The organism is uncultured Ralstonia sp., assembly GCA_913056305.1.
GTDB lineage: Bacteria > Pseudomonadota > Gammaproteobacteria > Burkholderiales > Burkholderiaceae > Ralstonia.
The window spans coordinates 1-25661 of sequence record CAJXMR010000010.1 but is presented as its reverse complement, the minus strand read 5'-3'; the positions used below and the strand labels follow the sequence as shown (position 1 = coordinate 25661).

The window sequence follows — 25661 nt, the reverse complement described above, 5'->3', positions numbered from 1 at the left end:
TTGTCAGTCAAAAGGGTCAAGAAATGAACTGCCTGTAACAACCGGCCGCAAGAACCGCCTTGCAGCCGCACGACCCACCGCGGCACGCGCGCAGACAAGGGGGAATGCCCGCGCGCTACGGTGTTTGCGGCTGGACCGGCCAATTGACCGATTGCCCGCCGCGATCGAGCACCACACCATCGGAAGCGATGCTCTTGACCTGCAGGTCGCCCTTGACGCGGGCGCCCTCGAAATACAGTTGGCCGTCCTTGGTCTGCACGAAGCGCGTGCCGTCTTCGTCTTCGTACGTGCCGACGATGGCGGGCAGGCCGTCGGCGCGCGGCGTTTCCACCACCACCGTGGGTGGCGCGGGGCCATCCCACGCCACACGATCGACCACCTCCACCGCCGGCCTGGCATCGCGCGCATAGTTGCGGATGCGCTGCCAGGCCTGTGCGCGGTCGGCGGTGCCGCTCACCACGATGCGGCCCTGCCCGCCATACGCCACGCTCAGGCCCGCCGTGCCGCTCGTCCCGCCGGCGCTGAAGTACTGCTGCGCGGCCGCCAGCAACTCACTCACCACGTACACCTCGCCCACGGACACCTCCGTCATGGCGCGCGCTCGGGCCAGCAGCGCCTCGCGGTCCGGCTCGGTCGGCACGTAGCCGGTCACACGCAACGTGCCGTCGGTGGCGGGTGCCACGGCAATCTCCGCGGGGTCGCCCAGCGCGTGGCGCACCTGCTGCGCCCGTGCGGCCGGATCTCGGCCCCAGATCGACCAACCCGACCACCCATCAGGCCCCGCAAAGGCGACCATGCCGCCGGCCAGCGCCACCGCCAGCCACAACGCGATGCCGGCAAACAACCACGTGCGGCCGCGCCCCGCCTTGCCCGACCAGCGCGCCACCCACCGCGCCGCCGCCGCCGGCAGCCATGACGGCAAGTGCTCGGCGGCCGTGGCCTGCGCACGCACACCTTCGGCTGCTACGGTTGGCATGCGGATGGTCCCGGCCCGCTCGATGCCGATGCGGATGGCGCCCAGCGTGATCACGTCCCCCGGCACCACGCTACGGCGCGTGTCACCAAACGCCTCGCCATTGAGCGCGGCAGCGCCCTCCTCCAGCCGCCGTACCGACACGGCGATCCCCCCCACGTCGAACATCAGCTGGCGCGGCGCCACGCTGCTGTCGGGCACGATGATTTCGCAGGTGGGCGCCGAGCCGACCACATTCGTGCCCATGCGCAGCGGCATGGCCCGCCCATACAGCGGCCCGCTCAGGAAGCACAGCTTCCAGGGCGATCTATCCGAGGCGGGTGCGATGGACGGGTTCATGCAGTCTCGACACGGGAGGCGTCGGCAGCGTGCCGGGCACGGCGGCGCCCGCAGGTGCTGCCGGCGCTGCGGGCGAGGGCACCGGCGGGCTCACCCCGGGGATCGACACAGCCGGCACCTCCGCCGGGCTGGTGCTGGCCGTGGTCAGGATGCGCGGGGTCAGCAGATAGAAGCGCTCCATGTGCTGGCCGGTCTTGTTGGTGTACTTGAACAGGTTGCCGATAAAGGGCACGTCAGACAGCAGCGGGATGCCCGACTTGGTGTTGTTCAGGCTGTCCGAATTGAAGCCGGCAATCAGCAGGCTCTTGCCCTCCTCGATCATCGCCTTGGTGACGATGGAGCGCTCCTGCACCACCGGCAGCTGCGAGACCTGGTCGTTGGTCAGGTTGCCGTCGTCGATGTCGATCGACATCATCACGCTCATCTGGCCGGCTTCGCTCACGATCAGGGGCGTCACCTTCACGCTGGTGCCGGTGGTGATGCCGTACAGCGACGCATCCTGGAAGCCCGACACCGGCACGTAGAAGTGGATCAGGTTCTCGAGGATGGCCTCGGTGTTGTCCAGCGCCAGCACCTTGGGCTTGGCCTGCAGCTGCGCGTTGCCGCTCTGTGTGAGCGCGTTGATGCGCGCGAGCAGGTAGTTGCGCAGGCTGCCGCCGATGGATGCCGTCAGCGCCAAGCCCAGCGGCGTGGTGCTGCCGGTCTGGCCGGCTTCCGTGCTGCCAACGTTGAAGGTGAGCGGCGGGTTGTTGGCGTTGCCGTACTGGAAATCGCCGTGCGTGGTGTGCAGGCGCCAGTCCACGCCCAGTGAATCGAGCGAATCCGTGCTGATGTCGATGATGGTCAGGTTGATCTCGACCAGGCGCGGCTTGGCGTCCAGCGAGGCGATTAGCCGCTCGTACTGCGCCATGTGCTCCGGCACGTCGCGGATCAGCACGGCGTTGATGCCGGCATCCGCCTCGATGCGCGGCAGGTCCGAAGGTGTGCTGCTGGCTGTCGCCATGGCTGGCGCACCGTAGCTGCTGTCCTGCCCGCCGGCCAGCGGAATCTCGATGCGCGGCACATTGATGCTGTCGCCCGAGCTGAGCTTGACCTGACGCGTGGGCCCGGTCAGGCGCATCGCGTTCGAGCCGGAGCTTCCCGCGCTGCCGGCGGCCATGTTGGGCGCGCCCAGCAACCGGCGCAGCATGGTCGCAATGCCCGGAATGCTGACCGGCTTGCCGGAGCGGTTGATCTCGACGTCGCCGGCCCAGGCGTACTTGAGCGGGAAGGCGCGGATCTCTGCGCGATCCGCCCCACGCGCCGGATCGGCAATCGACGCAATCGCCTGCCGCACCAGCTCCACGTAGCGCTTGGGGCCCGACACGTAGACGGTGTTCTCCTTGTCGCTGATCATCAGCGGAAAGCGCTGGTCGGTGATCTGCATCACGCGCAGGATCTGCGTCAGCTCCGGCCCGCTGCCCTTGGGGATGGGGAAGACCTGCGTCTGCGCGTCGTCGGCGCGATCCACGTAGATGAGCGAGCCGTCGTAGTACCACGTCAGGCCATAGGTGGCGCACACGGTGTTGAGCGTGCCGGCCGGCGAGCCGGAAAACTTGCCGTTGATGGTGCCCTCCACCTTCGGGTCCACCACCGCCGTCACGCCCTGCGAGGCGGCCAGCTCGCGAATGAAATCGCCCACCTTCTTGCCTTCGGCCACCAGCGTGAAAGGCCGGTTGCGCCAGTGCAGGTCGGCTGCCTGCGCCACAGCCGTCGTCGCCACATAAGCCAGCAGCCCGATGCAGGCCACCGATGCACTCCATTTCAGAAAACGCTTGCGCTTGTTCACGCGTGTTCTCGCTCGGTTATGTTGTTGTTCAATTGGCGCCCCGCTTTGGCTCTAGAAGGGCGCCGCACCGCCGTAAAACACCTGCTCCAGTGCCATGCGGGCAAAACGCAAGACCTCGCGCCCACCCCAGCCCGCCAGCACCACGATCGTCACCATCACCGCGATCAGCCGCACCGACATGCCGATGCTCTGATCCTGGATCTGCGTCACCGCCTGCGCGATGGCAATCAGCAACGCCGATACCGTCGCCACCGCCACCACCGGCAGCGACACCAGCAGCACGAGCAGCAGCCCCTGGCGCGTGGTTTCGAGAATGGCGGCGGTCATGGCGTGTTCCTCTATGTCTTGTCTAGTCGTACCTTCAGGCCGGATTGACGATCCAGCCCACGGTCTTGAGCTCGACGTCTTCGTCGATCTCCTGGTACGACAGCACCGGCAGATCGCCAAAGACGGGCTGCAGCATCGTCTTCACGTAGCGCCGGCAGTTGAGCGACACCATGACCGCCAGCGGATGGCCGTTCGGGCCGGTGGGGCTCGGGCGCGAGCCGCCCACGGCCTTCACCACCTGGTCGGTCACGGCCTGCCGAACCTCGCGTGTCAGGCTCAGCACGCTGCCCTGCTTGGTGTGCACCACGGCCTGCTCGATGCGCTCCTGCAACGATTGCTCGAACAGCACCACATCCAGCGCGCGGCCCGCCCCGCAGAACTGCTCGGTGATCTGCCGACGCAAGTCCACGCGCACCAGCTCCACCAGGCCGATCACATCGTCCGGCTCCTTGGGCGACCACGTGATCAAGCTCTCGAAGATGGCGCGCAGGTTGCGGATCGACACGCCTTCCTGCACCAGCCGGCGCAGCACGTCGGTCACGCGCTGCGGCGGCACCAGGCGTGTGAGTTCGGCCACCAGCTCGCCGTGTTCGCGGCGCATCAGCTGGATCAGGTTCTGCGTCTCCTGGATGCCGAGCAGCGCTGCGGCGTTACGCGCGATGAGGGCTTCGACCTCCGCCGCCAGGCGGTCTTCCGAAGGCGCGCTACCGGCGGGAATGGCATCGCGCTCGGGCAAGGTGCCCCCGCCCGCCGACACGTCCTGCACGAGCAGCGCATAGCCGTGGCTGGGCAAGGTGGCGTCCCAATTCAGCTGCACGCGGGGGAACACCGCGCCCAGCTTGCGCTGCACGCGCGACTTGGCCTCGGCCAGCTTGGTCTGCAGCGCCACCAGGTCGATCTCGCGGCGCAGGTCGTCGGCCAGCCGCACGGCAATTGGGGCGGCAATGCCTTCGGACGGCGAGCTGCCGTCGTCAGGTGCGACCTGCCCTGCTTCGCTCCCCAGCACCAGCAGGTCCAGCGGTGGCGTCTGCCGGCGCTGGCGCATGCGCAGCAGCGCCGCGCCGGCCGTGCCGATGGCCAGCAACAGGAACGACCACTTCGGAAACCCCGGCACCAGCAGGAACGCCAGCAGCACGCCACTGGCCATCAGCAGGCCGCGCGGCTGGGCGGAGATCTGCGCGCCGATCTGCTGGCCGAGGTGGCGGGCGTCGCGGTCGCGCGTGGCCACGCGGGTGGTCACGATGCCGGCCGCGATCGACACCAGCAGCGACGGGATCTGCGAGGCCATGCCGTCGCCCACGGTCAGGATCGCGTAGCGGTGCAGCGCATCGCCGATCGACATGCCGTGCATCAGCGCGCCCACCGCAATCCCGGCCAGGATGTTGATGGCCGCGATGATGATGCCGGCAATGGCATCGCCCTTGACGAACTTCATGGCGCCGTCCATCGCGCCATGCAGTTGCGATTCCTGTTCCAGCGCCTCGCGGCGGCGCTTGGCCTCGTCAGACGAGATGATGCCGGCGCGCAGATCGGCGTCGATGCTCATCTGCTTGCCCGGCATGGCATCGAGCGAGAACCGTGCGCCCACTTCCGCCACGCGCTCCGAGCCCTTGGCGATCACGATGAACTGCACGACGGCAATCACCAGGAACACCACGCCGCCCACCACAAAGTTGTTGCCGACCACCAGCTTGCCGAAGGTGTCGATCACGTGGCCCGCGTTGGCCTGCAGCAGGATCAGCTTGCATGACGCGATGTTCAGCGACAGCCGGAACAGCGTCGTGAACAGCAGCACCGCTGGAAACGACGAGAACGCCAGCGCTGAAGGCAGGTACATCGACACGCACAGCAGCACGATGCTGGCGGCCAGGTTGAGCGAGATCAGCCCGTCGAGCACCACGGTGGGCAGTGGCAGCACGAACAGCGCCACCACCGCCACCACGAACACGGCGATCGCAATGTCGTAGTTCAGCAGGCGCGCCCAGCGCGCACCCGAGAGAGGAAAGTCCAACGCTGCTGCCAGATTCCGAGGCTTTGCCATAAGGCGTCTTGGTTCAACGCGTGGGCCCGCTGGCCCTTGATTTATCGATGCGCACGGGCGCTTTTGGCACCCGCTCCCGCTTGCAAAAAGTGTAGGGGTGGCGACAACCGAGGCTCAACGCTGAAACTCGTAGTCCGATGTGGAATCTCCGACGACATTTCGTGGTCGACTACGTTTTCCGGTAGTTCAAGACGGCACGCCTGCGCCACTACAGTGAGTGCATTCCATTGCGACGCGGGAGACCCCGGTTGAGTGCAGCGAATGTGGGTGCCGGTAGTGCCGCCCAGATGCCGATCCTGTTTGGCGAAGAACACATCGTGACCGATGGGGACCTGGCCCGCGCCAGCGCCCCGGCCCGGCCGGAGTCGTTTTCCGAAACGGCGCAGGACTTGCGTGCCGCACGCAGCGCGCAGGAACGGCAGTTGCTGCTGCGCGCCGTGCTGCGCAGCATCGGCTTCGACTGGTTGTGCTACTACCGCCTGACCCGCATCGGCCAGACCATCACCCGCGTGATGTATTTCCGCGCCTACTCGCCGCCCAACTGGCCCAAGCGCTACGTGGACGAGCGCTACTACGAGATCGACCCGCGCCTGTCCTTCGCGCTGCGCTACGAGTGGCCGCTGGTGTGGGACCTGACCGACCTGCGCACGGTCCCCACCACACTGGCGGAAGGCGAACGCCTGCACCGCCTGCTGCAGGACGCCGAGCGCGCCGGCCTGCGCAGCGGCGTCAGCTTTGGCGTGGTCAGCCCGCACAGCCTGGAGCACAGCGTGATCTGCTTCGGCTCCGGCAATGCCGCCCGCGGTTGGATTGCCGACAACGTGGTCGGCCAGGCCTATGCCGTCGGGCTGGGCCTGCACGAATTTCTGATGCAGCACGCCAAGCCGCTGCACGTCGATGCGCATGCGCGCACCCTCACGCTGGTGCAGCGGCAGATCCTGGAATTCATCACCAGCGGGCTGTCGGACAAGGCCATTGCCGAGCACCTGAACATGTCGCCGCACAACGTCGACTACCACCTGCGCCAGCTCAAGAAAAAATACGGCGCGCAGAACCGCGTGCAGCTCGCCTACATGGCCGGCCGCATGCAGATGACATGAATGCGCTCGACGCCCACACGCTGTCCGCCGCACACCTCTGCGCGGTGGACCAAGCGCTGGCCCGCACGCTGTCGCGCCTGTACCAGGGTCGCGCGGCGCTGGCGTTCCGGGTGCATGACGTGGGCTACGAGGCGCGTTGCGAAGCGCATGCGGGGCCATCCGCGGCACGTGCCTATCGCCTGATGCTGGGTGACGCGGCCGGCTGGCTGCTGCTCGACGCTGCAGCTGAGCGCGCCTGGCTGGGTGATGCGGCCCCTGCGGAGATTCCGCACGCATTGCGCAGCGCGGTCCTGGCCGATGCGCTGGCACCGCTCGCGCAAACGCTGGAACAGCGCACCGGCCAGGCCGTGCAATGGCTGCCGGAGGCTGCCGCGGCCGACATCCACCTGGGCCGGCCCGACGTGCTGCAACTCACCCTCACGCGGCCCGGCGTTGCCGATGACGCAGCAGACAGCGCGCCTGGTGCGACTGCCTGGTCGGCCCGTGCCGGCCTGCTGTTCGACCACCCGCAGACGCTGGTGGCGCACTGCCCCGCCACGCTGGAGGCCGCACCGCTGCCGCTGTCTGCGTTCATGGGCGCGCCGGTGCCGCTGCACTTCGAACTGGGCGGGACCTTGCTGTCGCGCCGGGATTTCGCGGCCATCGCCCTGGGCGACATCCTGCGCATCGAGAAATGGATGCCTGCCGGCGCCGCCCTGCGCTGCGTCGCCAGTGTGCGAGGCCAACTGCGGCTGCGGGTGTTCGGCCTGGTGCAAGGCAGCCGCATCGTCGTGGAAAAGGTGGAGGAGACCCCAATGACAAGCAGCAACCTGCCCCCCGCCCAGGGCGCCACCCAAGGCGCCGATCAAAGCGCCGCTGAACCCGCCTCGCGCCCGCTGCCCGCCGACAGCCTGGACGACATCGAGCTGGTGACCACCTTCGAGCTGGAGGAGCGCCGCCTGTCGCTGGCGGAGCTGCGCGCGCTGCGCTCCGGCACCGTGTTCGAGCTGGAGCAGCCGCTCAACCAGGCAGTCATACGCATCCTTGCCAACGGCATGCCGGTGGGGGAAGGCCATCTGATCGCCGTCGGCAACCGGCTCGGGGTGCGGGTCTCGCGCTTCATCGGCCAGCCGCTGTCCGAGCCAGAGCCGCAATCGGAGTCGGCCTGACCCACCCACAACCCACCACAAGAACATGGGGAACCTACCCAATCCCGTAGCGATGATCGCCGTGGTCGCGGCGCTGGGCATCGCGCCGTTTGCCGCGCTGATGGTGACGAGCTACACCAAGCTGGTGGTCGTGTTCGGGTTGCTGCGCTCGGCGCTGGGCATCCAGCAGGTGCCGCCCAACATCGTGCTCAACGGCATCGCATTGATCCTCACGGTGTTCATCATGGCGCCGGTCGGCATGCAGATGGCCGACAACCTGCGCGGACGCAACTTCAACCTGAGCGGCCAGATGGGCGTGGACGATGTGATCGCCATCGTCGACGCCGCACAGCCGCCGGTGAAGCAGTTCCTGCAGGCGCACACGCTGGAGTCGGAGCGCAACTTCTTCGTCAGGTCCGCCACCAGCATCTGGCCGAAGGAGCGCGCCGCCGCGCTCAAGAACGACGACCTGACCGTGCTGGTGCCCAGCTTCACCCTCACCGAGCTGATCAAGGCGTTCCAGATCGGCTTCGTGCTGTACATCGTCTTCGTGGTGGTGGACCTGGTGGTGGCCAACCTGCTGCTGGCGCTGGGCATGCAGATGATCTCGCCCACCACCATCTCGGTGCCGTTCAAGCTGCTGCTGTTCGTGATGCTGGATGGCTGGTCGGTGCTGATCCACGGGCTGGTGTTGTCGTACCGCTAGCGCCATGCGAACGGCCTTGCATATGCTCCTGGCGGCTGCATTGGCCATGACGATGGCCTTGCCGCCGACGTCGGCCCACGCCGGCCCGCGCATCGACGCGCGCACCTTTGCCACGCTGGCGGCCACCTGTGCGCCACACGTCGACCGTGTCACGCTGGAGGCGTTGGTGCGCACGGAATCGGCCTACAACCCGTACGCCATCGGCGTGGTCGGCACGCGCCTGGCGCGCCAGCCCGCCACACTGGAAGAGGCCGTGGCAACCGCACACGCGCTGGAGCGCCAGGGCTACAACTTCAGCGTCGGGCTCGGCCAGGTCAACCGCTACAACCTCGCGCGCTTTGGCGAAACGATCGAGTCCGCCTTCGACGCCTGCCGCAACCTGCGTGCCGGCAGCACCCTGCTGGCGGAGTGCTTCAGCCGCTCGCTGCCGCGTTATGGCGATCCGCAGCAGGCGTTGCGCGCCGCGCTGTCGTGCTACTACAGCGGCAATTTCGAGACCGGCTTCCGCCACGGCTATGTGCAGAAGGTGGTGGCCAATGCGGCCGAGGTTCCGGCCATTGCACCGGAGGCTGGCGCACAGGGCGGCGTGCAGCCGATCCCGGTGGTGCCGGCCAATGGCAATGGCGGCGGCGCGCCGGCAGCGCGCAATGCGCAGCCGGCGCAGCGTCATCCACCCAAGATGTTGTCGGGGAGTGCCTGTACCGGCCAGAACAGCCGGCAGGTCATGATCATCGCCTGCAACCGCGCCGACGGGGCATCGTGCCTGCGCTGCATGGCGCTGCCGCGCTGAGCCCGCGGCAGCCTTTGCATCAGATCAGGTTGAGCCGCCCGGCAATATAGGCGAGCTGGGCGCGGTTGGTCGCTCCATACCGGCGGCGGATCAGGCGCAGGTGGTAGTCCACGTTGTGCGCGGTGGTGGACAGCCGGATGGCGATCTCCTTGTCGCTCATACCCGAGGCCAGGCAGGTCAGCACGCGACGCTGCATGACCGAGAGCGGGGCCTCCTGCTCCCAATCCCGCGCCTTGCGCGCGAACGTTTGCAACGGCGCGCGCCAGACCTGGTGCAACGCCATCCCGAACATGATGGCCTGCCCAAGCACGCTGTCGGTGATCCAGTCGCGCGCGGCATGCGCCGATGCCAGGCTGACCACCGCGTGGCTCGTGCTCTTGCCGGCGCCCAGGCTGAACATCACGCCGCTGCGCACGCCGTGCTCATCCATGGCCTGCAACAGCGTGCGCAGCGCCGGCTCCATGCGGGGCTGGCTGCGCGCAAGCGTCGAGAGGTCCCACACCAGCGGCAGGCCGGTGGCAAACACCTGCGGCAGGCGCGGGTCCACGGCAAACAGCCGCTCTTCGCAATAGCGCTGGGCAAAGCGCGGGGTGACGTAGTTGCGGATCATCGCCACCGTGGGAGCAGTGCCTTCGTGCTGCTCGGTCAACGCGTAGGTGAGCGAGGAGAACCCCATCAGGCTCATCAGCCCCGACACGATGCGCGCACGCTCGGCAACGGTACGGGCGGCGTGCAGTTCGGCTGCCAGCCGCAAGCGCCCGGGCGGGATCGGCACGGTGTCGAAGCTCAGCGCATGTTCATCCACCGCCAGCACGTCGGTGCCGGCCGGCAGCGGGATGAAGAAGCGATCGCCGTTGGCGGCGGCATCCGGGCTGGGAAGCGTCGGAAAACCTTGGGCCGGGCCCGGCCAAGGCATGCTGTCCGGCTCGGCGCCAAGATGCTCAAGGGGGTCATGGGTGATGCGTGCGGGGGCGCTGTCGTGAACACCGTCCGGTGCGGTGCGCATGTCCAGCAGGGGCGCCAGTTCTTCTGCGCGGGGAAAACGTACTGCCTGCAAACCATCTGTGCGATGTGCGGCGGCCATTGCCGTCCTCCGGTCTCGTTGGGGAATACCACGCTCGGCCGGCACGGCAAAATGCCCGACGCGGCCGAGATTGTTCCCCCCCGGGGGATGACTGACATTGCGGGGCGACCCGATGACGCCACAGTGCCGGATCGCCGAAAACGACGCCCGGTCTACGTTTTGGCGCAATTGTTGCAATTGTGAAGGTTGCCTGTCCAACAAAACTTTTTAATTGCCCACCCCCGACGCCGGTTATGTTGTAGCGCAGCATAACAATGGCGGGCGATTATCCGCATTCCCATGCGGCCATTTTCAAATGGGCATGACGCCCATCAATGGCCAAGGATTGACCCACCGTTATAGTCAACTCTATATTGCGCATGGCACACTTGACGTGTTGCCCGACACCAACCTGGCGCCTGCGCCTGAAACCAATCGCATGATCAACCCCATCTGGACGCCCCTGCTGCTGTCGCTCAAGGTTGCGGGCTGGGCGACCGCCCTCAATCTCATCCTCGGCGTGGCCGCGGCCTATGCACTTGCCCGCATGCGCAGCCGCCTGCGCGATCTGCTGGATTCGCTGCTGACGCTGCCGCTGGTGCTGCCGCCCACGGTGCTCGGCTATTACCTGTTGGTCGTGCTGGGACGGCGCGGCGTGATCGGCGCCTGGCTGGACGGCGTCGGTATCCAGCTCGTATTCACCTGGCAAGGCGCGGTGATCGCGTCGACCGTGGTCGCATTTCCGCTGGTCATGAAATCCGCCCGCACCGCATTCGAAGGCGTGGACCATCAGCTGGAAAACGCGGCACGCGTGCTGGGCCTGTCGGAAGCCGCCGTGTTCTTTCGCGTGACCCTGCCGCTGGCCGCGCGCGGCATTGCCGCCGGGGTGCTGCTGGCGTTTGCACGGGCGCTGGGCGAATTTGGTGCGACGCTGATGATTGCCGGCAACCTGCCCGGCCGCACGCAGACGCTCTCGGTCGCCATCTATGAAGCGGTGCAGGCCGGTGACGATGCCACTGCCAACACGCTGGTGCTGATCACGTCCGTCACCTGCGTGATCGTGCTGGTGGTGGCCAGCCGCCTGCTGCAGGGCCGTGCCCCCAGCCTGCAGGAGCAGCCGGCATGAGCCTCGACATCACCGTGCAAAAGACGCTGACGAGCGCGGCGCGCGTGTTCTCGCTGGACATCGCCTTGCACTCCGAATCCCGCCGCGTGGTGCTCTATGGCCCCTCGGGCGCCGGCAAGAGCCTGACGCTGCGCGCCATCGCCGGGCTGATGACACCCGAGCGCGGCCGCATCGTGCTCAACGGCCAGACGCTGTTCGACCATGCCGAGCGCATCAACCTCACCACGCAAACGCGCCGTGTCGGCTATCTCTTTCAGGACTACGCACTGTTCAACCACCTGACGGTGGCGCAGAACATCGCCTTCGGGCTCAAGCGCGGCTGGCTCAATCCGCCGCGCCGGCTGCGCGACCCACGCGTGCAACAGTGGATCGACACCTTCGAACTGGGCCCGGTGGCTGCCAACTATCCGTCGCAGATCTCCGGCGGCCAGCGCCAACGCGTGGCGCTGGCCCGCGCGCTGATCGGCGAGCCGTCCATGCTGCTGCTCGACGAACCGTTTGCCGCGCTGGACCCGGCGCTGCGCACGCGCATGCGCTCCGAGCTGTCGGCCCTGCAGCAACGCCTGGACGTGCCAATGCTGATGATCACGCACGACCCGGCCGATGTGGAAATCTTCGGCGACCACGTGTTTGAGCTGCGCGACGGCCGCGTGGTGGCCGATGCGGTGCGCGCGCCCGGCGCGGCCGCGGTGGTGCCGTATCCGCACCTGGCGGTGGTCTCCGGCTAGACGCTTAGCCGGCCAGCCCCAGGATCACGCTCGACGCCTCGAACACGGCCACGCAGTCCACGCCCTCGGCCAGCGCCAGTGACTCGACGGCACTGCGCGAGAGCATCGCCACCAGCACGGTGTCGCAGGCCGCCGCGTTGGCGTCCTGCAGGTGCAGGCGCACCTCGCTCTGCACCGCCCCTTCGCGGATCTCCGTCACCACGCACGGCAACTGGTTTTCCGCCGACAGCTTCCATTCGCCCGCGCCGCGCAGCAGCATCATCGCCGGGGCCTTGATAAGGGCGACCACGTTCGCGCCCGGTGCCAGCCCGAGCGCCTGCGTGCTTTCCTGCGTGATGGTGGCCACCACCGCCTGGCCGCCCGGCAGGCGCAGGGTGATGGCATCGTTGACTGCACCCGGCGTGACGGTCTCGACCGTGCCGAACAGCGTGTTGCGGGCGCTGGTGCGCAGCATCAGCCGGCGCAGCATGTCCACGTCTTCATGCGCGGCCTGGGCAGCGGCATCGAGCCGCGCGACAAAGCGCCGGTGCTCGGCCTCCAGCACCCGGAAGCTCTCGATCAGCCGCTGCGCACGCGGTGTCAGCACGCTGCCGCCACCGCCCTTGCCGCCCGTGGTGCGCACCACCAGCGGCTCGCCGGCCAGGTTGTTCATGGTGTCGATGGCGTCCCAGGCGGCCTTGTAGGACAGGCCCACGGCCTTGGCCGCCGCCGTGATGGAGCCGGTCTTGCCGATGCTGGCGAGCAGTTCGATGCGCCCGCGCCCACCCCAGTTGTCGTCACCTGCGCGCAGCCAGATGCTGCCGTCGAGTTCCAGCATGTCGTCTCGTCGTGATTGGAGAATGCAACATGCGGATGGTAGCGCCGATCAGCGTGCGATCGGGCCGACAGCCAGGATCAAGCGGGAATCATGTGCGGCGACCGGGCGTAGAGCAGCACCGAGCGTGCCAGCAGCAGCCCACCCAGCAGGCCGAACAGGAAGCTGAACAACGTCATGAAGCCTGCGGCATGCTGCACCTCCGGATGGATTGCCAGCATCACGTTGTAAGCGTAGCGCGCCGAGAACAAGCCGAGGATCACGACCATCGGCACCCAGCTGCCCGGCAGGTGCACCGTGTTGCCCGATTCCGCGTGGATGCCCTTGGGCGGCGCCATGCGCGTGAGCAGGAACGCCGCCGCCACCGCCAGCAGCCATGCCGCCAGCGCGAGCGGGCTGCCGCCGCTGGCCATCGCCACGCCATAGAGCGAATACCCGGCCACCACCACCGGCAACACGATCAGGCGCCGGCGCGACACCGTACGCGGCCGGGTCTGCATCAGCCCGATCGCGATCAGCGCGGCAAAGACGGCAAACACCCAGGTTGGCGTGTTGGACAGGATGGATGCGAACATGGCGGTCTCCGGTGTTGGTATGCCGCCAGCTTAGGTGGCGGCCCAAGCACCAGGGAGCGCAATGCGATGAACGGCAGAAAGTCTGGCGCGAACGGTCAACCCAGCGCAGCCCGCACCCCGGCATCCACCACCGCCAGGTGCGCGCGCAGCAGCCGGTCGAACCCTTCGGCCGTGACCGGCTTGCCAATGTAGTAGCCCTGGATCTCCTGGCAGCCCGCCTTGGCGAGGAATTCCACCTGATCAGCATCTTCCACGCCTTCGGCCGTGACCGTCATGCCGAGTGCACGCGCCATGGCGACGATGGCCTCGGTCAACGCCACCGAATCCGGGTCGTGCGGGATGCCCGTGATGAACGAGCGGTCGATCTTGACGTTGCTGATCGGGAAGCGCTGCAAGTACGACAGCGACGAGTACCCCGTGCCGAAATCGTCGATCGAGATACGGATGCCCTGCGCGGTGAGCGCGTCGAACATCGGGCGCACCTCGTCAGCGCCGCCCATCAGCAGGCTCTCGGTAATCTCCACTTCCAGCGCGGTGGGCGGCAGGCCGGTCTCGGCCAGGGTCTGCTCGATCACAGGGACCACGTCGCCGGCCTGGAACTGGCGCGCCGACAAGTTGACCGCCATGCGGAAGTCGTAGCCCAACGCCTGGTGCCAGATGGCGGCCTGCTCGCAGGCGCGGCGCAGCACCCATTCGCCGATCGGCACGATCAGCCCGGTCTCTTCCGCCACCGGAATGAACTCCACCGGCGAGACCGCGCCCAGCTTGACGCTGTTCCAGCGCAAGAGCGCCTCGGCGCCGACGATGCGATGGCTCGCCAGGTCGTACTTGGGCTGGTAGACCAGTTGCAGCTCGTTGTTGTCGCGCGCGTCGCGCAGCGCGGTCTCCAGCAGGTAGCGGCGCTGCAGGCGCGCGTTGAGCTCGGCCGTGTAGAACTGCGCGCGGTTGCGGCCGTTCTGCTTGGCGCGGTACATGGCGGCATCGGCCGAGCGCAGCAGGTCCGAGCCGGAGAGGCCGTCGTGCGGATAGATCGCCACGCCCACCGACACACCCAGGTAGTAGCGCCCGTTGACGGTATCGAACGGCTCGCGCATGACCGACAGCAGCCGTTCGGCCAGCAGCGCGATGCGTTTGCCCTCGACGCGCTGCTCGATCAGGATGACGAATTCGTCGCCGCCTAGGCGGGCGATCAGGTCGCCCTGGCCGATGCAATCGGTCAGACGCGCGGCGGCGCTTTGCAGCAGCGTGTCGCCGCAGGCGTGGCCGGCGGTGTCGTTCACGCTCTTGAAGCGGTCGAGGTCGAGGAAGAACAGCGCCAGTTCCTTGCTCTCATCGCGCGCGCGCTCGATGGCGCCTTCCAGGTGCGTGATGAAGAAGCTGCGGTTGGTCAGGCCCGTGAGCGCATCGTGCGAGGCCAGATGGCGCAGGCGCTGCTCGGCGCGCTTCATCTCGGTGATGTCGGCAAACGACAGCATGATGCTGCTGGGCGTCGCCTCGCCATGGCGGCGGATCGGGATGATGTTCTCGCGTATCCACACCAGCTCGCCGCTCTTGAGCAGGAGCCCGTAGACCTTGCCGAGGATCGGCTCGCCGCTGCGCCGGACGATCTGCGAGGGCAGCACGTCGCGTGCAATCTCCTTGCCGTTCTCGTCCACCACGCGCTGCAGCGGGTCGAGCCGGTTGCGCCCGACCAGCTGGCCCGGGCGCACGCGCAGGATGCGCTCGGCGCTGGCATTGGCAGCCAGCACCACGCCGTCCAACGTCTGGATCAGCACACCCTCGTTCAGGTGCGAGATGGCCAGCCGGTAGCGTTCTTCGCTCTCGGCCAGGCCACGCTCGATGGTGTCTTTCTGGATGGCGACGCCAGCCAGGTGGGTGATGTCGTCGAGGAAGCGCTGCTCCTCTTCGGTGGGCAGGCAGGACTGGCGGTAGAACAGCGCCAGCGCGCCCAGCTTGTCACCGCGCGAAGAGCGGATCGGCAACGCCCACGCGGCGGCAAAGCCGGCGGCCAGCGCGGCGGTGCGCTCGTGCTGCCAGCGCGGGTCGGTCGCAATGTCGCCGATGAGTGCGGCGTCACCCAGGTACACCGCGCAGCCGCAGGCGCCCGTATCGGGGCCGATGGGCGAGCCTTCAAGCGTGACGGCATAAGACGCAGGTAGCGTGGGCGCTGAGGCCACGCGCAGGGTCTGGCTGCCGGCATCGAGCAGCAGCACTGCCGCCATGGCGTTGGGATACACCTGCTCGACATACAGGCACAGATGGCGCAACACCGTCGACAGTGAAGCATTGGAAGCGAGTTGCGCGAGCACTGCATTCTCCGAGGCCAGCAAGCGGCGCGCGTGCAGCGCCTCGGCGCGGGCCTGCACGGCATTACGTTCGAGCGCATGGCGGGAACCCGCCTCGCGCATGACCAGCATCAGCCCCGGCCGGCCGGCATGCAGGCAGCGCGCCGCCTCGCTCGACACCAGCACATGGGAAAAATCGGCACGCACGAGGCGATGCTCGACCGGCTCCACTGGCAGGCTGCCGTCAGCCATGCGGGCCAGGCGCGGCATGACCTGCCCGACGTCATCGGCATGGATCAGGCTGGCCAGCTCCACCCCGGCCAACCGCGCGGGTTCGGCCGCACCCAGCAGGTGCGCCGCAGCCGCGTTGGCCTGCACGATGCCCCCATCGACCAGCACCAGCACCGCGTCGGCCGACAGGCGCGCGAGCGCTTCGAACTCCGCCGTCGCGGCGTCCGACGGCGGTGCCACCGACGCCGTCGATGCCACGGGCGCCATGGCCGCGCTTACAGGCTGCGGTGCGGGCTCCGGTGCAAGAACGGCGTCAACAGGATGGGCACCGGCGTGGGCCGGAACAAAACGGGTCATCGGAAAAGATGGGTGCGTGGACTGCGTCTGCCCGAGGCGCGATAGCGCGCCTGATCTGCTCAACAACGGCAGACGGGGCGAAAACTGTAGCACTGGCGCCCAACGCCATGAGACCGGCATGGCGGGCGTCCTGAGATGGGCGCCGTGCCGAGCCCGCGAGAACCACACAAAGAAAAACCCGCGCTCAGTTGACGAGGCGCGGGCGGAAGTCTCAGGACCGTGTCGATCTGTTCCTGAGAGGAGAACCGACGCTGAGCCAGACAGCCCCCGGAGGGCTCCAGGCTCACACGTCAATAATAGGTGGCCTCGACAAAAAACAAAGGGGTGAAAAGGCAGGGAAAACCATTCCTTTTTATTTCTGCCCCAACATCTTTCAGCCGCTGCTGAAGCCTGCAGCGCCCCAACATGCAGGCCACGCCATGTGATTCGGACAAGGGTGCGAGGAAAATATCGCCTTGTGCATATTGTTTGGTCTGAATCGGCATCGGGAATGTTCCCGGGAGGGCCGATTATGTCGATTGCATGAAGTGCATTGCACCGGCGTGATATCAAGTTTCATGCACCTGTGCCGATAACGTCGGTAACCCATGCTGTCCAGACACTGGGCAGCGCAGTAGAAATCATTGCAACCGGTTTCGCATGCCTTCACTCTCATCGCCTTCCAGCACGCCGCGCCGCCGCGTCCCGCAGCGGCTGATCGCCACGGCCCTGCTTGCCGGGCTCATCGCGCTGCCGCGCGCACGGGCTGCAAACACGGCGCCGGCCAGCCCTGCTGCGCCGCTCGCGTCGGCCAGCGCGGTACGTGCGGCCACCCCGGCAAAGAAAACCGGCGAGTCGCCCACCTGCCAGGCCATCATGCAACGCCTGTCGGGCAGCCTGTCGGGCACGCCCAACCAGCCCGGCAAGCCGGGCGCGCCGGTGCTCGTTGACGTGGACAAAGCCGGTGTGACCATGGCCTGCAGCCATTCGGATGCCGTCGTCATTCCCATGCCGCCCGGCACCAAGACGCGATGACACCAACGCGAGGCCGGATCGCCCGGATCATCATCGCAGCCGCGTGCGCTGCAACGGTCGGCACCGCCATGGCGGTGCCCGGCGCGGAACGCTGGATCGCGCTGCCCTCACAACCCGACAGCATCGCCTCGCTCGACGCGGGGTCGGTGCAGCGCATGCCCAGCGGCCCGGTGAGCGCCTGGGTGCGCGTGGAAGCCCGCAACCCGCGGGGCCTGCGTGCGCTGCGGCAGATGTTCGGCGCAGTACGTGGCGATATGGCCGATTTTCTCTACACCATCGATTGCCGCAGCCGACAGTTCACGGTCTCGCGCGCCAAGCTGTATCAGGGCGCCCTGACCGTCAGCGAGACGCGTTTCGGCAACGACGCGGGCTGGCAGCGCGTTGACGGCGTCGGCTTGGCGGCGGCGGTCGCGCACGAACTTTGCGCGGGGTAGTCCCGCCGGCCTCTCGGTCCACGTGCGCGGGCCATCGTTGGTAACATCTGCGGGTGCGCCCCGCTCCCGCCTCCCTTCCGGCTGACCCCCGTGTGACCGCTGACGCCAGCGTCTTCGGCACGCTCGCACGCGGCTCGCGCGCCGCGCTCGAACGCGTGGCCAACCTGGGTGACGGCGTGACCGCCGCGGTCTGGCGCAACGAGCATGACGAAGCGCACTACAGCCAGCCTGGGCACCACACGCTGTCGGTCTATCTGCAAGGTGGCTACACCACGCACCGGCAGGACCTGCCGAACCTCTTTGGTGCACCGGGGCGGGTCTGCATGCTGCCAGCCGAGCACGAGTCGGCCTGGGTGATCGAGCAGCCGATGCGCTTCGTGCATCTGTACTTCACGCCCGACGCGCTGGCCGGTCATGCCGTGCGCCTGCTCGACGCCGAGCCGCGCCTGTTCACGCTGCACGACCGCACCTTCATCGAAGACGCACACCTCGCGCTATCGTGCGCGCGCATCGCCCAGCTCGACTGGACCGATTTCGACGACCGTATGCGCGCCAACGCGCTGGCCAACGACACGCTGTCCTACCTTGTCCAGACGCAGGGCCGCACCCGGGCACTGGCGGTGCGCGGCGGGCTGGCGCCGCACGTGTGCCGACGCCTTGCCGCGTGCATCGAGGCCGGCCTGCACCTGCCGTTGTCGCTGGGCGCACTGGCGCGCGAGGCGAACCTGTCGGAATTCCATTTCGCGCGCATGTTCCGCGCGTCGTTTGGTGTCGCACCGCACGACTGGGTGATGCAGCGCCGGCTGGCCCGGGCGCGCGAACTGCTCCGCCATACCACGCTGCCGTTGGCCGCCATTGCCGACCAGTGCGGCTTTGCCAGCCCCAGCCACTTCAGCCGGCGCTTTGCCGCGCACGCGGGCGCTGCGCCGTCGCGCTATCGGCAGGCCTGGCAGGGCGACGCCGCTGCCGGCTAGCGCAGGCGCACGACACGTCATTGCGGCCGGCTCGCTGCATAGGCAAAAAACGAACGATCGTATTTTCAGCACCCGCTGAAAAGCCTTGCTGCGCCTAGCGTTTTCCACGATAGAGGTGGCGTGTGCGGTGCGATACTTTGGAACTGGGTTCCCCATGGAGAGCGCCATGTTTACCCATATCCTGCTACCGACAGACGGCACCGATCAGTGCTGCAAGGCCATCGACGGCGCGCTGAAACTCGCGCGCGCGACCGGCTGCAAACTGACGGCCTACACCTGCATCGAAGAATTCCCGAGCATGGCCTATTCCGGCGGCGCCGGCGAATGTCCATACGCGCACTACATGGAACAGGTGCAAGGCCATGCGAAGGACTGCATCGAGCGCATCGCCGAGCGTGCCAACGAAGAAGGCGTCGTGTTCGACAGCGATGTCACGCAGTTTGCCGAGCCCTACCTCGGCATCCTGGACGCGGCGCGCCGGCACGCGTGCGATGTCATCTTCATGGCCTCGCACGGGCACCGCAGCCTGATGGGCCGATTGCTGATCGGCAACGAGACACGCAAGGTGCTGACTTACGCGAGCATCCCGGTGGTGGTGTACCGCTAGCAATGGAGCGGTACACCGGCGGGGTTACAGCGGTGGCTGGGTCGGCGCACCTGCGCCAGCTTCCAGCTCGGCCACGCGCTTCGCTTCGCGCTCGTTCACCTGACGGCGCTGCTCCGGCGTGAGCACCTGCAGGATCTTCGCGCCGGCCTCGGCGTGCAGCTGCGCCTCGCGGGCAACGGCGCGGCCCAGCGCATCGGTCAGGGCACGGGCGCGCGCCTCGTCGTACTGGCCGGACATCACCATCTGACGCAGATCGCGGCGGGCGTGCTCGATCGCCTTGTGCTGTTCGCGCGCTTGCGGCATCTGCGCGTATTCGATCGCGAAGATCTTGTCCTGCTGCTCCTCGGTCAGCTTCAGGCCGTGCAGGAACATGCCGCCATGGTGGTGCCCCATGAAGCCGTGGCCCATCGGACCTACCGGACCCATCGGGCCGTGTTCCATCATGCCGGGACCATGTTGCGGTACGGGCGGCATCGGCGTGGCTTGCGGCGCAGAACTTTGCGCGTAGGCCATGCAAGACAACAGGAGCCCGGCGGCAACGGCGGCCAGGCGGCGGCGGGAGGTGACTGCAAACATGTTGGACTCCTAGCGGGATCAAGGGTCTGTTCCCATACTGAACGTACGCACGTTGCATATGGGAACAGCCCCTGGCCGGTGACACCGGCCATGTCCCCACTCTAGTGTCCGAACTTGCACCAACGGTGGGCGAACGGTGAAGTCTTCTTGGAACTCTGCTGAGGCAACGACCGGCGCTCAGGCATCGAGCCGATAACCGACGCCGTAGACGGAGTGGATCAGGTCCGTGCCCGGACTCACCTGCTCCATCTTGCGGCGCAGGTTCTTTACGTGCGTATCGACCGTGCGGTCGGTCACCACGCGGTGGTCGTCGTAGATCTGCTCAAGCAGGTTGGCACGCGACAGGATGCGCCCGGGCGCATTCGCCAGCGCGTTGAGCAGGCGGAACTCCACCGGCGTGAGGTCCAGCCGCTGGCCGCGCAGCGTGGCGGAATACGCGGCGCCATCGATCTGCAGCGCGCTCTCGGCCGGGCCGCCGTTGCGCTGCACGCGGCGCAGGATGGTCTTGATGCGCGCCACCAGTTCGCGCGGGCTGTAGGGCTTGCAGACGTAATCGTCGGCGCCGAGCTCAAGGCCGAGCAGGCGGTCGATCTCCTCCACGCGCGCGGTGGCCATGATGATGGGCACCTCGCTGAAGGCGCGCACCTCGCGGCAGATCTCCAGGCCATCCTTGCCGGGCAGCATCAGGTCCAGCAGCACCAGTTCAGGATTGCGCTCGCGCACGCGCTGCACGGCTTGCGCGCCGTCGGCCAGCCATTCGGTTTCATAGTGGGCGGCGCGCAGGTAGTCGGTCATCAGCGCGGCGAGCTTCGGTTCGTCTTCAACGATCAGGATCATGGCGGGCAACGGAAGAATCCGCGGCGGGCAGGCGGATGGCGATCCACAGCCCGCCCAGCGGTGAAGGTTTGGCTTCGATGGCGCCACCGTGCGCGTGCACGATGGTCTGGCACAGGCTCAGGCCCAGGCCGGCGCCACCCTGGGCGCGGCTGCGGGATGGGTCGGCGCGGAACAGGCGATCGAACACGCGCGGCAGCATGGCCTCCGGCACGCCCGGCGCACTGTCCTGCACGTCCAGGCATTGCCAGGCGGCGTCTCGATGCACGTGGATGCGCAGTGTGCCGCCCGCGTCGGTATAGCGCAGCGTGTTCTCCAGCAGGTTCTGCATGAGCTGGCGCAAGCGCTGCGGATCGCCCTGGATGGCCACCTCGCGCAACGCGCCCACCGGCAGGTCGAGCTGCAGCGCAATGCACTTCTCCATCAGGCGCGGGGTGAAGCCCTGCACCGCACTGCAGACGGTATCGGCCAGGTCCAGCGGCTCCAGGTGGAAAGCGAGCGCACCCACGTCGGCCAGCGACAGCTCGTACAGATCGTCGATCAGCTTGCTGAGCGTCGCCACCTCGGCCTGCAGCGAGGTGAGCGAGGCCGGCGTCAGCGCGCGCACGCCGTCTTCCAGCGCCTCCAGCTCACCGCGCAGCACGGCCAGCGGCGTGCGCAGTTCGTGCGAGATGTCGGCCGTCAACTGGCGGCGCATCTTCTGATTGGCTTCGAGCGATTCGGCCAGGCGGTTGAAATCGGCGGCGAGGCGGCCGATTTCATCGCCGGAGCGCACGTCGACGCGGGCGGCGTAATCGCCGTCGGCCATGCGTTGTGTGGCGTCGGTGAGGCGGCGCATGGGCGCGAGCACGCCGCGCGCGAGCAGCACCGACACCCCGGCCGCGAGCAGCACCGACAGCGCGGCGATGATCCAGGTCGCGCGCAATTGCTGCACCTGGAAGGCCTGATCGGCGCCCTCGGGCACGTGCATATGCGGCGGCATGGCCAGCCAGCCGATGGTCTGGCCGTTGTGGTGCAAGGCGTGCCATTGCGAGCCTGGGCCGGGCGGCGGGCCGTCACCGGCAACCGGGGCGCGGGCGGCATCGAGCAGCCAGATGGGTGGGCGCATGCCCGGCTGGTCGCCGAGCGGGCCGGGGGGATGTGGCATCGGCGGGTGATCGCCCCCGTCCGCGCCCGGCGGCGGGCCCATCGGTGCCCCCGTCGGTGCCCCCATCGACGGAGGCGGGCCCGGCGGGGCATCTGGCGGCGGCGGATCAAAGCGCTGCGCGGGCAGCGGCGCGTCGGCATGCCCGCCACCGAGTGCGGCCCGGGCGCGGGCAGCCTCGCGGCGGACGAGGCGATGCCAGGCTTGACGGTCGTTGCGCAGGAAATCCCAGTTGCCGTGCTCGGCATAGGCCGCTTCGATGCCTTGGGCCAGCACCGTCATGCGCTCGGCCTCGCGTGCGTTGACGTAGTCGAGGAAATTGGCGTCGAAACGCCAGCGCACCGCCACGCCCATGGCCAGGGCGACGACGATGCTCAGCGCGAACAGCGCGACAAACAGCTTGGAGGTGATACCAAAAGACGGGCGCATCAATCGATCAGGACTACGCAGCGGCAAGACAGCATGGGCGTGTGCGCGGCACGCAGTGGCAAAGCGCGGCCAACCCAGCCTGATGTTACCGGTATCGGCGGCCGCGGGCCTCGCCATGGAGGATCGCCCGAGCATAACAACCGCCCCGCGCCAGAAAGTGAGTGAAATAAGGAGAAAATCGCAAGGCAGCACCACCATATGCCGTCGCCAGCACCTCGGGCGGCGAGCATGCGGCCACGCTGCACGCTATGCTGCTGCCAGCGCCAGTCGACCTTGGCGCAACCACTCTCGGGAGACACCGTGGCAACCCGACCGCCGCACCATCCGTTCACGATGCTCCGCTGCGCTATCGCCGGTGTGGAAGCCGTGGCCGCCGATACGCCCCGCACCTTCGGCCGCCATACGCACGCGCAGTACGGCATCGGCGTGATCGAGCGCGGCGCACAAAAGTCGTTGAGCGGCCGCGGCGTGGTGGAGGCCGGCGCGGGTGACGTCATCACGGTCAACCCCGGCGAGGTGCACGACGGCATGCCGCTCTCAGATGCCGGCCGCGCCTGGCGCATGCTCTATTTCGACCCGGCCATCGTCGCGGACATTGCCGGCGACCTCCCCACCGGCCCCGGCGATGCCGAATTCATCCACCCCGTGCTGCGCGATGCCGTGCTGTCACGCCGCGTGCGCCACCTCTTTGCGCAGATGACCGCGCCGCAGGCACTGCACGATGCGCTGCTGCGCGAGCAGTTGCTGCTGGCGGTGCTGGCCGATGCCTTGCAAACGGCGCAGCGCACGGCAAGCATCCCCGATGGCATCCAACGCGCCCGCGCGCGCATCGACGACGACCCTGCCGCAGCCGTCTCGCTGCAAGACCTGGCGCATGACACGGGCCTGAGCCGCTTCCAGGTGCTGCGCGGTTTTGCCAAGGCCACTGGGCTGACACCACATGCGTATCTGATGCAGCGGCGCGTTGCCATGGCGCGCCGGCTGATCGCGCGGGGTCTGCCGCTGGCCGAGGCGGCCGCCGCCTGCGGCTTTGCCGACCAGAGCCACATGACGCGCCTGTTCGTGCGCGAGTACGGTGTCTCGCCGCGCATGGTGGCCGACGCGGCGGGCTGAGCACCGGCCCACCGCCCGACCACCCCGCTTCTCCCTTCCTGCAATTTCGTTCAAGACGCGCCCCGTCCTGCGCGGCGATCCTGCGGTCTTTCCCAGACCGAGGAGCCGTCATGTCAAAACGCCTCGAAGGCAGCCTCTACCTTGCACTGGCGATGGTGCTGGTGGGCAGCACGGTGAGTGCCAGCAAGATCATCGCCGCCGGCCTGCCGCCCTTCACGGCCACCGCGCTGCGCTTTGCCATCGCGTTGCCGCTGTTCCTGATCGCGTTGCGCCTGACTGGCACACGGTGGCCCGCGCTGAGTCGGGCCGACTGGCTGCTGCTGTTCCTGCAGGCTGCGGCCGGCAGCGTGGGCTACACGACGCTGCTGATCTCGGGCCTGCGGCATACGTCAGCGGCGGACGCGGGCGTGATTGTCGGCACGCTGCCGGTGGTGTCGGCGCTGATTGCCATCGTGCTGCTGGGCGAGCGGCCCGGCCGGGCGGTGCTCGGCGCGATTGCGCTGGCCACGGCGGGCGTGCTGTTCATTGCCGTGCAGGCGGGCGGCAGCGGCACGCATACGTTGCTCGGCAACGGGTTGATCCTCGGCGCCGTGGTGTGCGAGGGGCTCTTCATCCTGCTCAACAAGCGCCTGCGCACGCCGCTGCCGCCACTGGTGCTGTCGACCGCAATGGCTGGCTTCGGCTTGCTCGCCGCCGCCTTGCCGGCGGTCTGGGAAGCCCCCTGGCAACTCGGTGCCTCGCCGCAGGTGCTGCACGCCGTGGCCGCGGTCGCCTACTACGCCATCGTGCCGACGGTGGGCGGCTTCGTGCTCTGGTATGCCGGCGCAGCGCGCGTGAGCGGCACCGAGGCGTCGCTGTTCACCGCGCTGGCGCCGGTGTCGGCCGTGATCTTTGCGGCCACGCTGCTCGGCGAGCCGGTCAGCGGCGGGCAGATCGAAGGCATCGTCTGTGTGCTGGCCGCCGTGCTCAGCCTGGGCATGAGGCGCAGCAGTACGCCCTCCCGATCCCTCTCCACCACGTCGACCTGACCATGCACTTCACCCATGCCCCGCAGATCTGGCAGGACTTTCCCGAGCTGGCGGCGGGGAGCCTGTCCGTGAAAGACGTCCGCCCGGATGCCTCCGTCGACGAGGCCGTCGCCCAGCTGCATGCGGTCGCTCAATCGCGCCTTGCCGCCACATCCGAGAGTGACCTGCCGGAAATCCAGGCCTGGCGCCGCACCTTCTCGCGCATGGGCTTGAAGCCCACCCAGTACCGCTGCGCGGCGGAATCGCTACTGCGGCGCTTCAAGAAGGACGGCACGCTACCGCGCCTGCATCCGTTGATCGACCTGTGCAACGCGGCGTCGATGGCGTTTGCGATTCCGGTGGCAGTGTTCGATGTGGCTGCCATCAATGCACGCTTGACGGTGCGTCGCGCCACCGGCGACGAGCGTTACCAGACCTTTGCCGGCGAGATCGAGCACCCGGAGCCGGGCGAGGTGATCTTTGCCGATGCGGCCAACCGGGCGCATGCGCGGCGTTGGTGTCATCGGCAAAGCGGGGATTCGGCGATCCGTGCGGGGACGTCGGCTGCACTGATCGTGGCGGAGGGGATGCATGCGAACGCTGCCACGGACGTTCGCATGCTGTTGGAGGTGTTGCAGCAAGCGCTGGTGGCGGCCTGCATGACCGCGTCGATGCCACACCCGTTGAGCGCGGCGGCACCAGCGGTCGAGTTTTAGGCCTCCGCCTCCGGCGCCGTCACCTCTTCCATGCGCTCGATGCGCACGCGCACGATGCGGCGGCTGCCGGCTGCCAGGATCACGAAGCGCAAATCGTGGCGCACCAGCGCATCGCCCACCTCGGGCAGGCGGTCCCACTGGTTGAAGAGGTAACCGCCCAGGCTGGTGGCGCCGCCACCCTCGTCGAGCAGCCAATCGACGTGCAGCACGTCTTCGAGCTGGCGCAGGTCTGCCTCCCCGGCCACTTCCCAGCAGCCGTCGGCCAGTTCGACCACGTTGAGGCGTTCGTCCTCGTCGGGGAACTCGCCGGCAATGGCTTCGAGCACGTCGATGGGCGTCACCACGCCCTGCACCACGTCCAGCGGATCGGTCACCACCAGCATGCGCCCGCGCGCACGCTTGA

At 67.9% G+C, this 25661-nt stretch carries 26 protein-coding genes; 13 read left to right on the top strand and 13 right to left on the bottom strand.

Annotation, left to right across the window (positions count from 1 at the left end):
* Positions 1 to 115: 115 nt before the first annotated feature.
* From QZ609_RS03345 to QZ609_RS03330, 4 genes are all read right to left on the bottom strand, one after another.
* Positions 116 to 1312, bottom strand: coding sequence for an FHA domain-containing protein (locus QZ609_RS03345; protein ID WP_295491066.1), 1197 nt, complete (start codon positions 1310 to 1312; stop codon positions 116 to 118).
* Complete coding sequence (gene sctC / locus QZ609_RS03340) at positions 1281 to 3101, bottom strand: type III secretion system outer membrane ring subunit SctC (RefSeq protein WP_295491155.1); 1821 nt, start codon at positions 3099 to 3101, stop codon at positions 1281 to 1283. The genes QZ609_RS03345 and sctC overlap by 32 nt, the downstream gene beginning before the upstream one ends.
* A 90-nt stretch (positions 3102 to 3191) precedes the next feature.
* On the bottom strand, positions 3192 to 3467 hold the full coding sequence (gene sctS / locus QZ609_RS03335; protein WP_295491062.1) for a type III secretion system export apparatus subunit SctS: 276 nt from the start codon (positions 3465 to 3467) through the stop codon (positions 3192 to 3194).
* Between the two features lie 34 nt (positions 3468 to 3501).
* The gene (locus QZ609_RS03330) at positions 3502 to 5508 is read right to left on the bottom strand and encodes an FHIPEP family type III secretion protein (RefSeq protein ID WP_295491059.1); all 2007 of its coding nucleotides are present in this window, start codon (positions 5506 to 5508) and stop codon (positions 3502 to 3504) included.
* Positions 5509 to 5756: 248 nt separating this feature from the next.
* On the opposite strand from QZ609_RS03330, the gene QZ609_RS03325 reads away from it, so the two are divergent.
* Genes QZ609_RS03325 through QZ609_RS03310 form a run of 4 tightly spaced genes read left to right on the top strand, consistent with a single transcriptional unit; the run spans position 5757 to position 9231 of the window.
* Positions 5757 to 6608 carry a LuxR family transcriptional regulator gene (locus QZ609_RS03325; RefSeq protein ID WP_295491057.1) on the top strand — a complete coding sequence of 284 codons (852 nt, stop codon included), beginning with the start codon at positions 5757 to 5759 and terminating at the stop codon, positions 6606 to 6608.
* Complete coding sequence (gene sctQ / locus QZ609_RS03320) at positions 6605 to 7756, top strand: type III secretion system cytoplasmic ring protein SctQ (protein ID WP_295491054.1); 1152 nt, start codon at positions 6605 to 6607, stop codon at positions 7754 to 7756. The genes QZ609_RS03325 and sctQ overlap by 4 nt, the downstream gene beginning before the upstream one ends.
* A gap of 25 nt (positions 7757 to 7781) precedes the next feature.
* Positions 7782 to 8441, top strand: coding sequence for a type III secretion system export apparatus subunit SctR (sctR, locus tag QZ609_RS03315; protein ID WP_295491052.1), 660 nt, complete (start codon positions 7782 to 7784; stop codon positions 8439 to 8441).
* Between the two features lie 46 nt (positions 8442 to 8487).
* Positions 8488 to 9231, top strand: coding sequence for a lytic transglycosylase domain-containing protein (locus tag QZ609_RS03310; protein WP_295491152.1), 744 nt, complete (start codon positions 8488 to 8490; stop codon positions 9229 to 9231).
* A 19-nt stretch (positions 9232 to 9250) separates the two neighbouring features.
* On the opposite strand, the gene QZ609_RS03305 is transcribed toward QZ609_RS03310, so the two are convergent.
* Complete coding sequence (locus tag QZ609_RS03305) at positions 9251 to 10315, bottom strand: LuxR family transcriptional regulator (RefSeq protein WP_295491049.1); 1065 nt, start codon at positions 10313 to 10315, stop codon at positions 9251 to 9253.
* Between the two features lie 418 nt (positions 10316 to 10733).
* Here QZ609_RS03305 and modB point away from each other — a divergent pair, with 418 nt between their 5' ends.
* Entirely contained in the window at positions 10734 to 11420 is a 687-nt protein-coding gene (modB, locus tag QZ609_RS03300) for a molybdate ABC transporter permease subunit (protein ID WP_295491047.1), read from the top strand.
* A complete protein-coding gene (locus QZ609_RS03295) occupies positions 11417 to 12148 on the top strand; it encodes a sulfate/molybdate ABC transporter ATP-binding protein (RefSeq protein ID WP_295491044.1) in 732 nt (243 codons plus the stop codon). The genes modB and QZ609_RS03295 overlap by 4 nt, the downstream gene beginning before the upstream one ends.
* 4 nt (positions 12149 to 12152) lie before the next feature.
* Here QZ609_RS03295 and QZ609_RS03290 read toward each other — a convergent pair whose 3' ends face one another.
* The 4 genes from QZ609_RS03290 to QZ609_RS03275 form a co-directional block, all read right to left on the bottom strand.
* Positions 12153 to 12965: a TOBE domain-containing protein gene (locus QZ609_RS03290; protein ID WP_295491042.1), complete on the bottom strand. Its 813-nt coding sequence runs from the start codon at positions 12963 to 12965 to the stop codon at positions 12153 to 12155.
* A gap of 77 nt (positions 12966 to 13042) precedes the next feature.
* Entirely contained in the window at positions 13043 to 13558 is a 516-nt protein-coding gene (locus QZ609_RS03285; protein WP_365900854.1) for a DUF6622 family protein, read from the bottom strand.
* Positions 13559 to 13632: 74 nt separating this feature from the next.
* A complete protein-coding gene (locus QZ609_RS03280; protein ID WP_295491037.1) occupies positions 13633 to 16410 on the bottom strand; it encodes an EAL domain-containing protein in 2778 nt (925 codons plus the stop codon).
* 290 nt (positions 16411 to 16700) lie between these two features.
* The gene (locus QZ609_RS03275) at positions 16701 to 16895 is read right to left on the bottom strand and encodes a hypothetical protein (RefSeq protein WP_295491034.1); all 195 of its coding nucleotides are present in this window, start codon (positions 16893 to 16895) and stop codon (positions 16701 to 16703) included.
* 154 nt (positions 16896 to 17049) lie between these two features.
* Here QZ609_RS03275 and QZ609_RS03270 point away from each other — a divergent pair, with 154 nt between their 5' ends.
* The 4 genes from QZ609_RS03270 (at position 17050) to QZ609_RS03255 (ending at position 19439) form a co-directional block, all read left to right on the top strand.
* Positions 17050 to 17424, top strand: a complete 375-nt coding sequence (locus tag QZ609_RS03270) for a glycoprotein (protein WP_295491032.1) — start codon at positions 17050 to 17052, stop codon at positions 17422 to 17424.
* Positions 17425 to 17492: 68 nt separating this feature from the next.
* Complete coding sequence (locus QZ609_RS03265) at positions 17493 to 17858, top strand: hypothetical protein (RefSeq protein ID WP_295491150.1); 366 nt, start codon at positions 17493 to 17495, stop codon at positions 17856 to 17858.
* Between the two features lie 47 nt (positions 17859 to 17905).
* Positions 17906 to 18832: an AraC family transcriptional regulator gene (locus tag QZ609_RS03260; protein WP_295491147.1), complete on the top strand. Its 927-nt coding sequence runs from the start codon at positions 17906 to 17908 to the stop codon at positions 18830 to 18832.
* 166 nt (positions 18833 to 18998) lie between these two features.
* Positions 18999 to 19439 (top strand): universal stress protein, encoded by a 441-nt coding sequence (locus tag QZ609_RS03255; protein WP_295491030.1) that lies wholly within the window; start codon positions 18999 to 19001, stop codon positions 19437 to 19439.
* Between the two features lie 24 nt (positions 19440 to 19463).
* Here the strand turns inward: QZ609_RS03255 and QZ609_RS03250 are convergent, their stop codons facing one another.
* The 3 genes from QZ609_RS03250 to QZ609_RS03240 all read right to left on the bottom strand — a co-directional run bounded on the left by QZ609_RS03250 (position 19464) and on the right by QZ609_RS03240 (position 22422).
* Entirely contained in the window at positions 19464 to 20015 is a 552-nt protein-coding gene (locus QZ609_RS03250; RefSeq protein WP_295491027.1) for a Spy/CpxP family protein refolding chaperone, read from the bottom strand.
* Between the two features lie 177 nt (positions 20016 to 20192).
* Positions 20193 to 20852, bottom strand: a complete 660-nt coding sequence (locus QZ609_RS03245) for a response regulator (RefSeq protein WP_295491144.1) — start codon at positions 20850 to 20852, stop codon at positions 20193 to 20195.
* Positions 20836 to 22422, bottom strand: a complete 1587-nt coding sequence (locus QZ609_RS03240; protein ID WP_295491024.1) for an ATP-binding protein — start codon at positions 22420 to 22422, stop codon at positions 20836 to 20838. The genes QZ609_RS03245 and QZ609_RS03240 overlap by 17 nt, the downstream gene beginning before the upstream one ends.
* Positions 22423 to 22755: 333 nt before the next feature.
* On the opposite strand from QZ609_RS03240, the gene QZ609_RS03235 reads away from it, so the two are divergent.
* From QZ609_RS03235 to QZ609_RS03225, 3 genes are all read left to right on the top strand, one after another.
* Positions 22756 to 23535 carry an AraC family transcriptional regulator gene (locus tag QZ609_RS03235; RefSeq protein ID WP_295491142.1) on the top strand — a complete coding sequence of 260 codons (780 nt, stop codon included), beginning with the start codon at positions 22756 to 22758 and terminating at the stop codon, positions 23533 to 23535.
* A gap of 110 nt (positions 23536 to 23645) precedes the next feature.
* Positions 23646 to 24563 carry a DMT family transporter gene (locus tag QZ609_RS03230; protein ID WP_295491021.1) on the top strand — a complete coding sequence of 306 codons (918 nt, stop codon included), beginning with the start codon at positions 23646 to 23648 and terminating at the stop codon, positions 24561 to 24563.
* Between the two features lie 2 nt (positions 24564 to 24565).
* Positions 24566 to 25258, top strand: coding sequence for a phenylalanine--tRNA ligase beta subunit-related protein (locus QZ609_RS03225; protein WP_295491019.1), 693 nt, complete (start codon positions 24566 to 24568; stop codon positions 25256 to 25258).
* On the opposite strand, the gene QZ609_RS03220 is transcribed toward QZ609_RS03225, so the two are convergent.
* A partial coding sequence (locus QZ609_RS03220) for a transporter associated domain-containing protein (RefSeq protein WP_295491016.1) occupies positions 25255 to 25661 on the bottom strand: 407 nt, incomplete at its 5' end. The genes QZ609_RS03225 and QZ609_RS03220 overlap by 4 nt on opposite strands.

Bases quoted from the DNA above. Each gene is read 5' to 3' on its own strand.
- QZ609_RS03235 (WP_295491142.1), top strand. From the start codon at position 22,756: ATGCTCCGCTGCGCTATCGCCGGTGTGGAAGCCGTGGCCGCCGATACG.
- QZ609_RS03330 (WP_295491059.1), bottom strand. From the start codon at position 5,508: ATGGCAAAGCCTCGGAATCTGGCAGCAGCGTTGGACTTTCCTCTCTCG.
- QZ609_RS03255 (WP_295491030.1), top strand. From the start codon at position 18,999: ATGTTTACCCATATCCTGCTACCGACAGACGGCACCGATCAGTGCTGC.
- sctQ (WP_295491054.1), top strand. From the start codon at position 6,605: ATGAATGCGCTCGACGCCCACACGCTGTCCGCCGCACACCTCTGCGCG.
- QZ609_RS03225 (WP_295491019.1), top strand. From the start codon at position 24,566: ATGCACTTCACCCATGCCCCGCAGATCTGGCAGGACTTTCCCGAGCTG.
- QZ609_RS03280 (WP_295491037.1), bottom strand. From the start codon at position 16,410: ATGACCCGTTTTGTTCCGGCCCACGCCGGTGCCCATCCTGTTGACGCC.
- modB (WP_295491047.1), top strand. From the start codon at position 10,734: ATGATCAACCCCATCTGGACGCCCCTGCTGCTGTCGCTCAAGGTTGCG.
- QZ609_RS03270 (WP_295491032.1), top strand. From the start codon at position 17,050: ATGCCTTCACTCTCATCGCCTTCCAGCACGCCGCGCCGCCGCGTCCCG.
- QZ609_RS03345 (WP_295491066.1), bottom strand. From the start codon at position 1,312: ATGAACCCGTCCATCGCACCCGCCTCGGATAGATCGCCCTGGAAGCTG.
- QZ609_RS03265 (WP_295491150.1), top strand. From the start codon at position 17,493: ATGGCGGTGCCCGGCGCGGAACGCTGGATCGCGCTGCCCTCACAACCC.
- sctR (WP_295491052.1), top strand. From the start codon at position 7,782: ATGGGGAACCTACCCAATCCCGTAGCGATGATCGCCGTGGTCGCGGCG.
- sctS (WP_295491062.1), bottom strand. From the start codon at position 3,467: ATGACCGCCGCCATTCTCGAAACCACGCGCCAGGGGCTGCTGCTCGTG.
- QZ609_RS03240 (WP_295491024.1), bottom strand. From the start codon at position 22,422: ATGCGCCCGTCTTTTGGTATCACCTCCAAGCTGTTTGTCGCGCTGTTC.
- QZ609_RS03275 (WP_295491034.1), bottom strand. From the start codon at position 16,895: ATGCCGATTCAGACCAAACAATATGCACAAGGCGATATTTTCCTCGCA.
- QZ609_RS03230 (WP_295491021.1), top strand. From the start codon at position 23,646: ATGTCAAAACGCCTCGAAGGCAGCCTCTACCTTGCACTGGCGATGGTG.
- QZ609_RS03310 (WP_295491152.1), top strand. From the start codon at position 8,488: ATGACGATGGCCTTGCCGCCGACGTCGGCCCACGCCGGCCCGCGCATC.
- QZ609_RS03295 (WP_295491044.1), top strand. From the start codon at position 11,417: ATGAGCCTCGACATCACCGTGCAAAAGACGCTGACGAGCGCGGCGCGC.
- QZ609_RS03250 (WP_295491027.1), bottom strand. From the start codon at position 20,015: ATGTTTGCAGTCACCTCCCGCCGCCGCCTGGCCGCCGTTGCCGCCGGG.
- QZ609_RS03305 (WP_295491049.1), bottom strand. From the start codon at position 10,315: ATGGCCGCCGCACATCGCACAGATGGTTTGCAGGCAGTACGTTTTCCC.
- QZ609_RS03245 (WP_295491144.1), bottom strand. From the start codon at position 20,852: ATGATCCTGATCGTTGAAGACGAACCGAAGCTCGCCGCGCTGATGACC.
- QZ609_RS03290 (WP_295491042.1), bottom strand. From the start codon at position 12,965: ATGCTGGAACTCGACGGCAGCATCTGGCTGCGCGCAGGTGACGACAAC.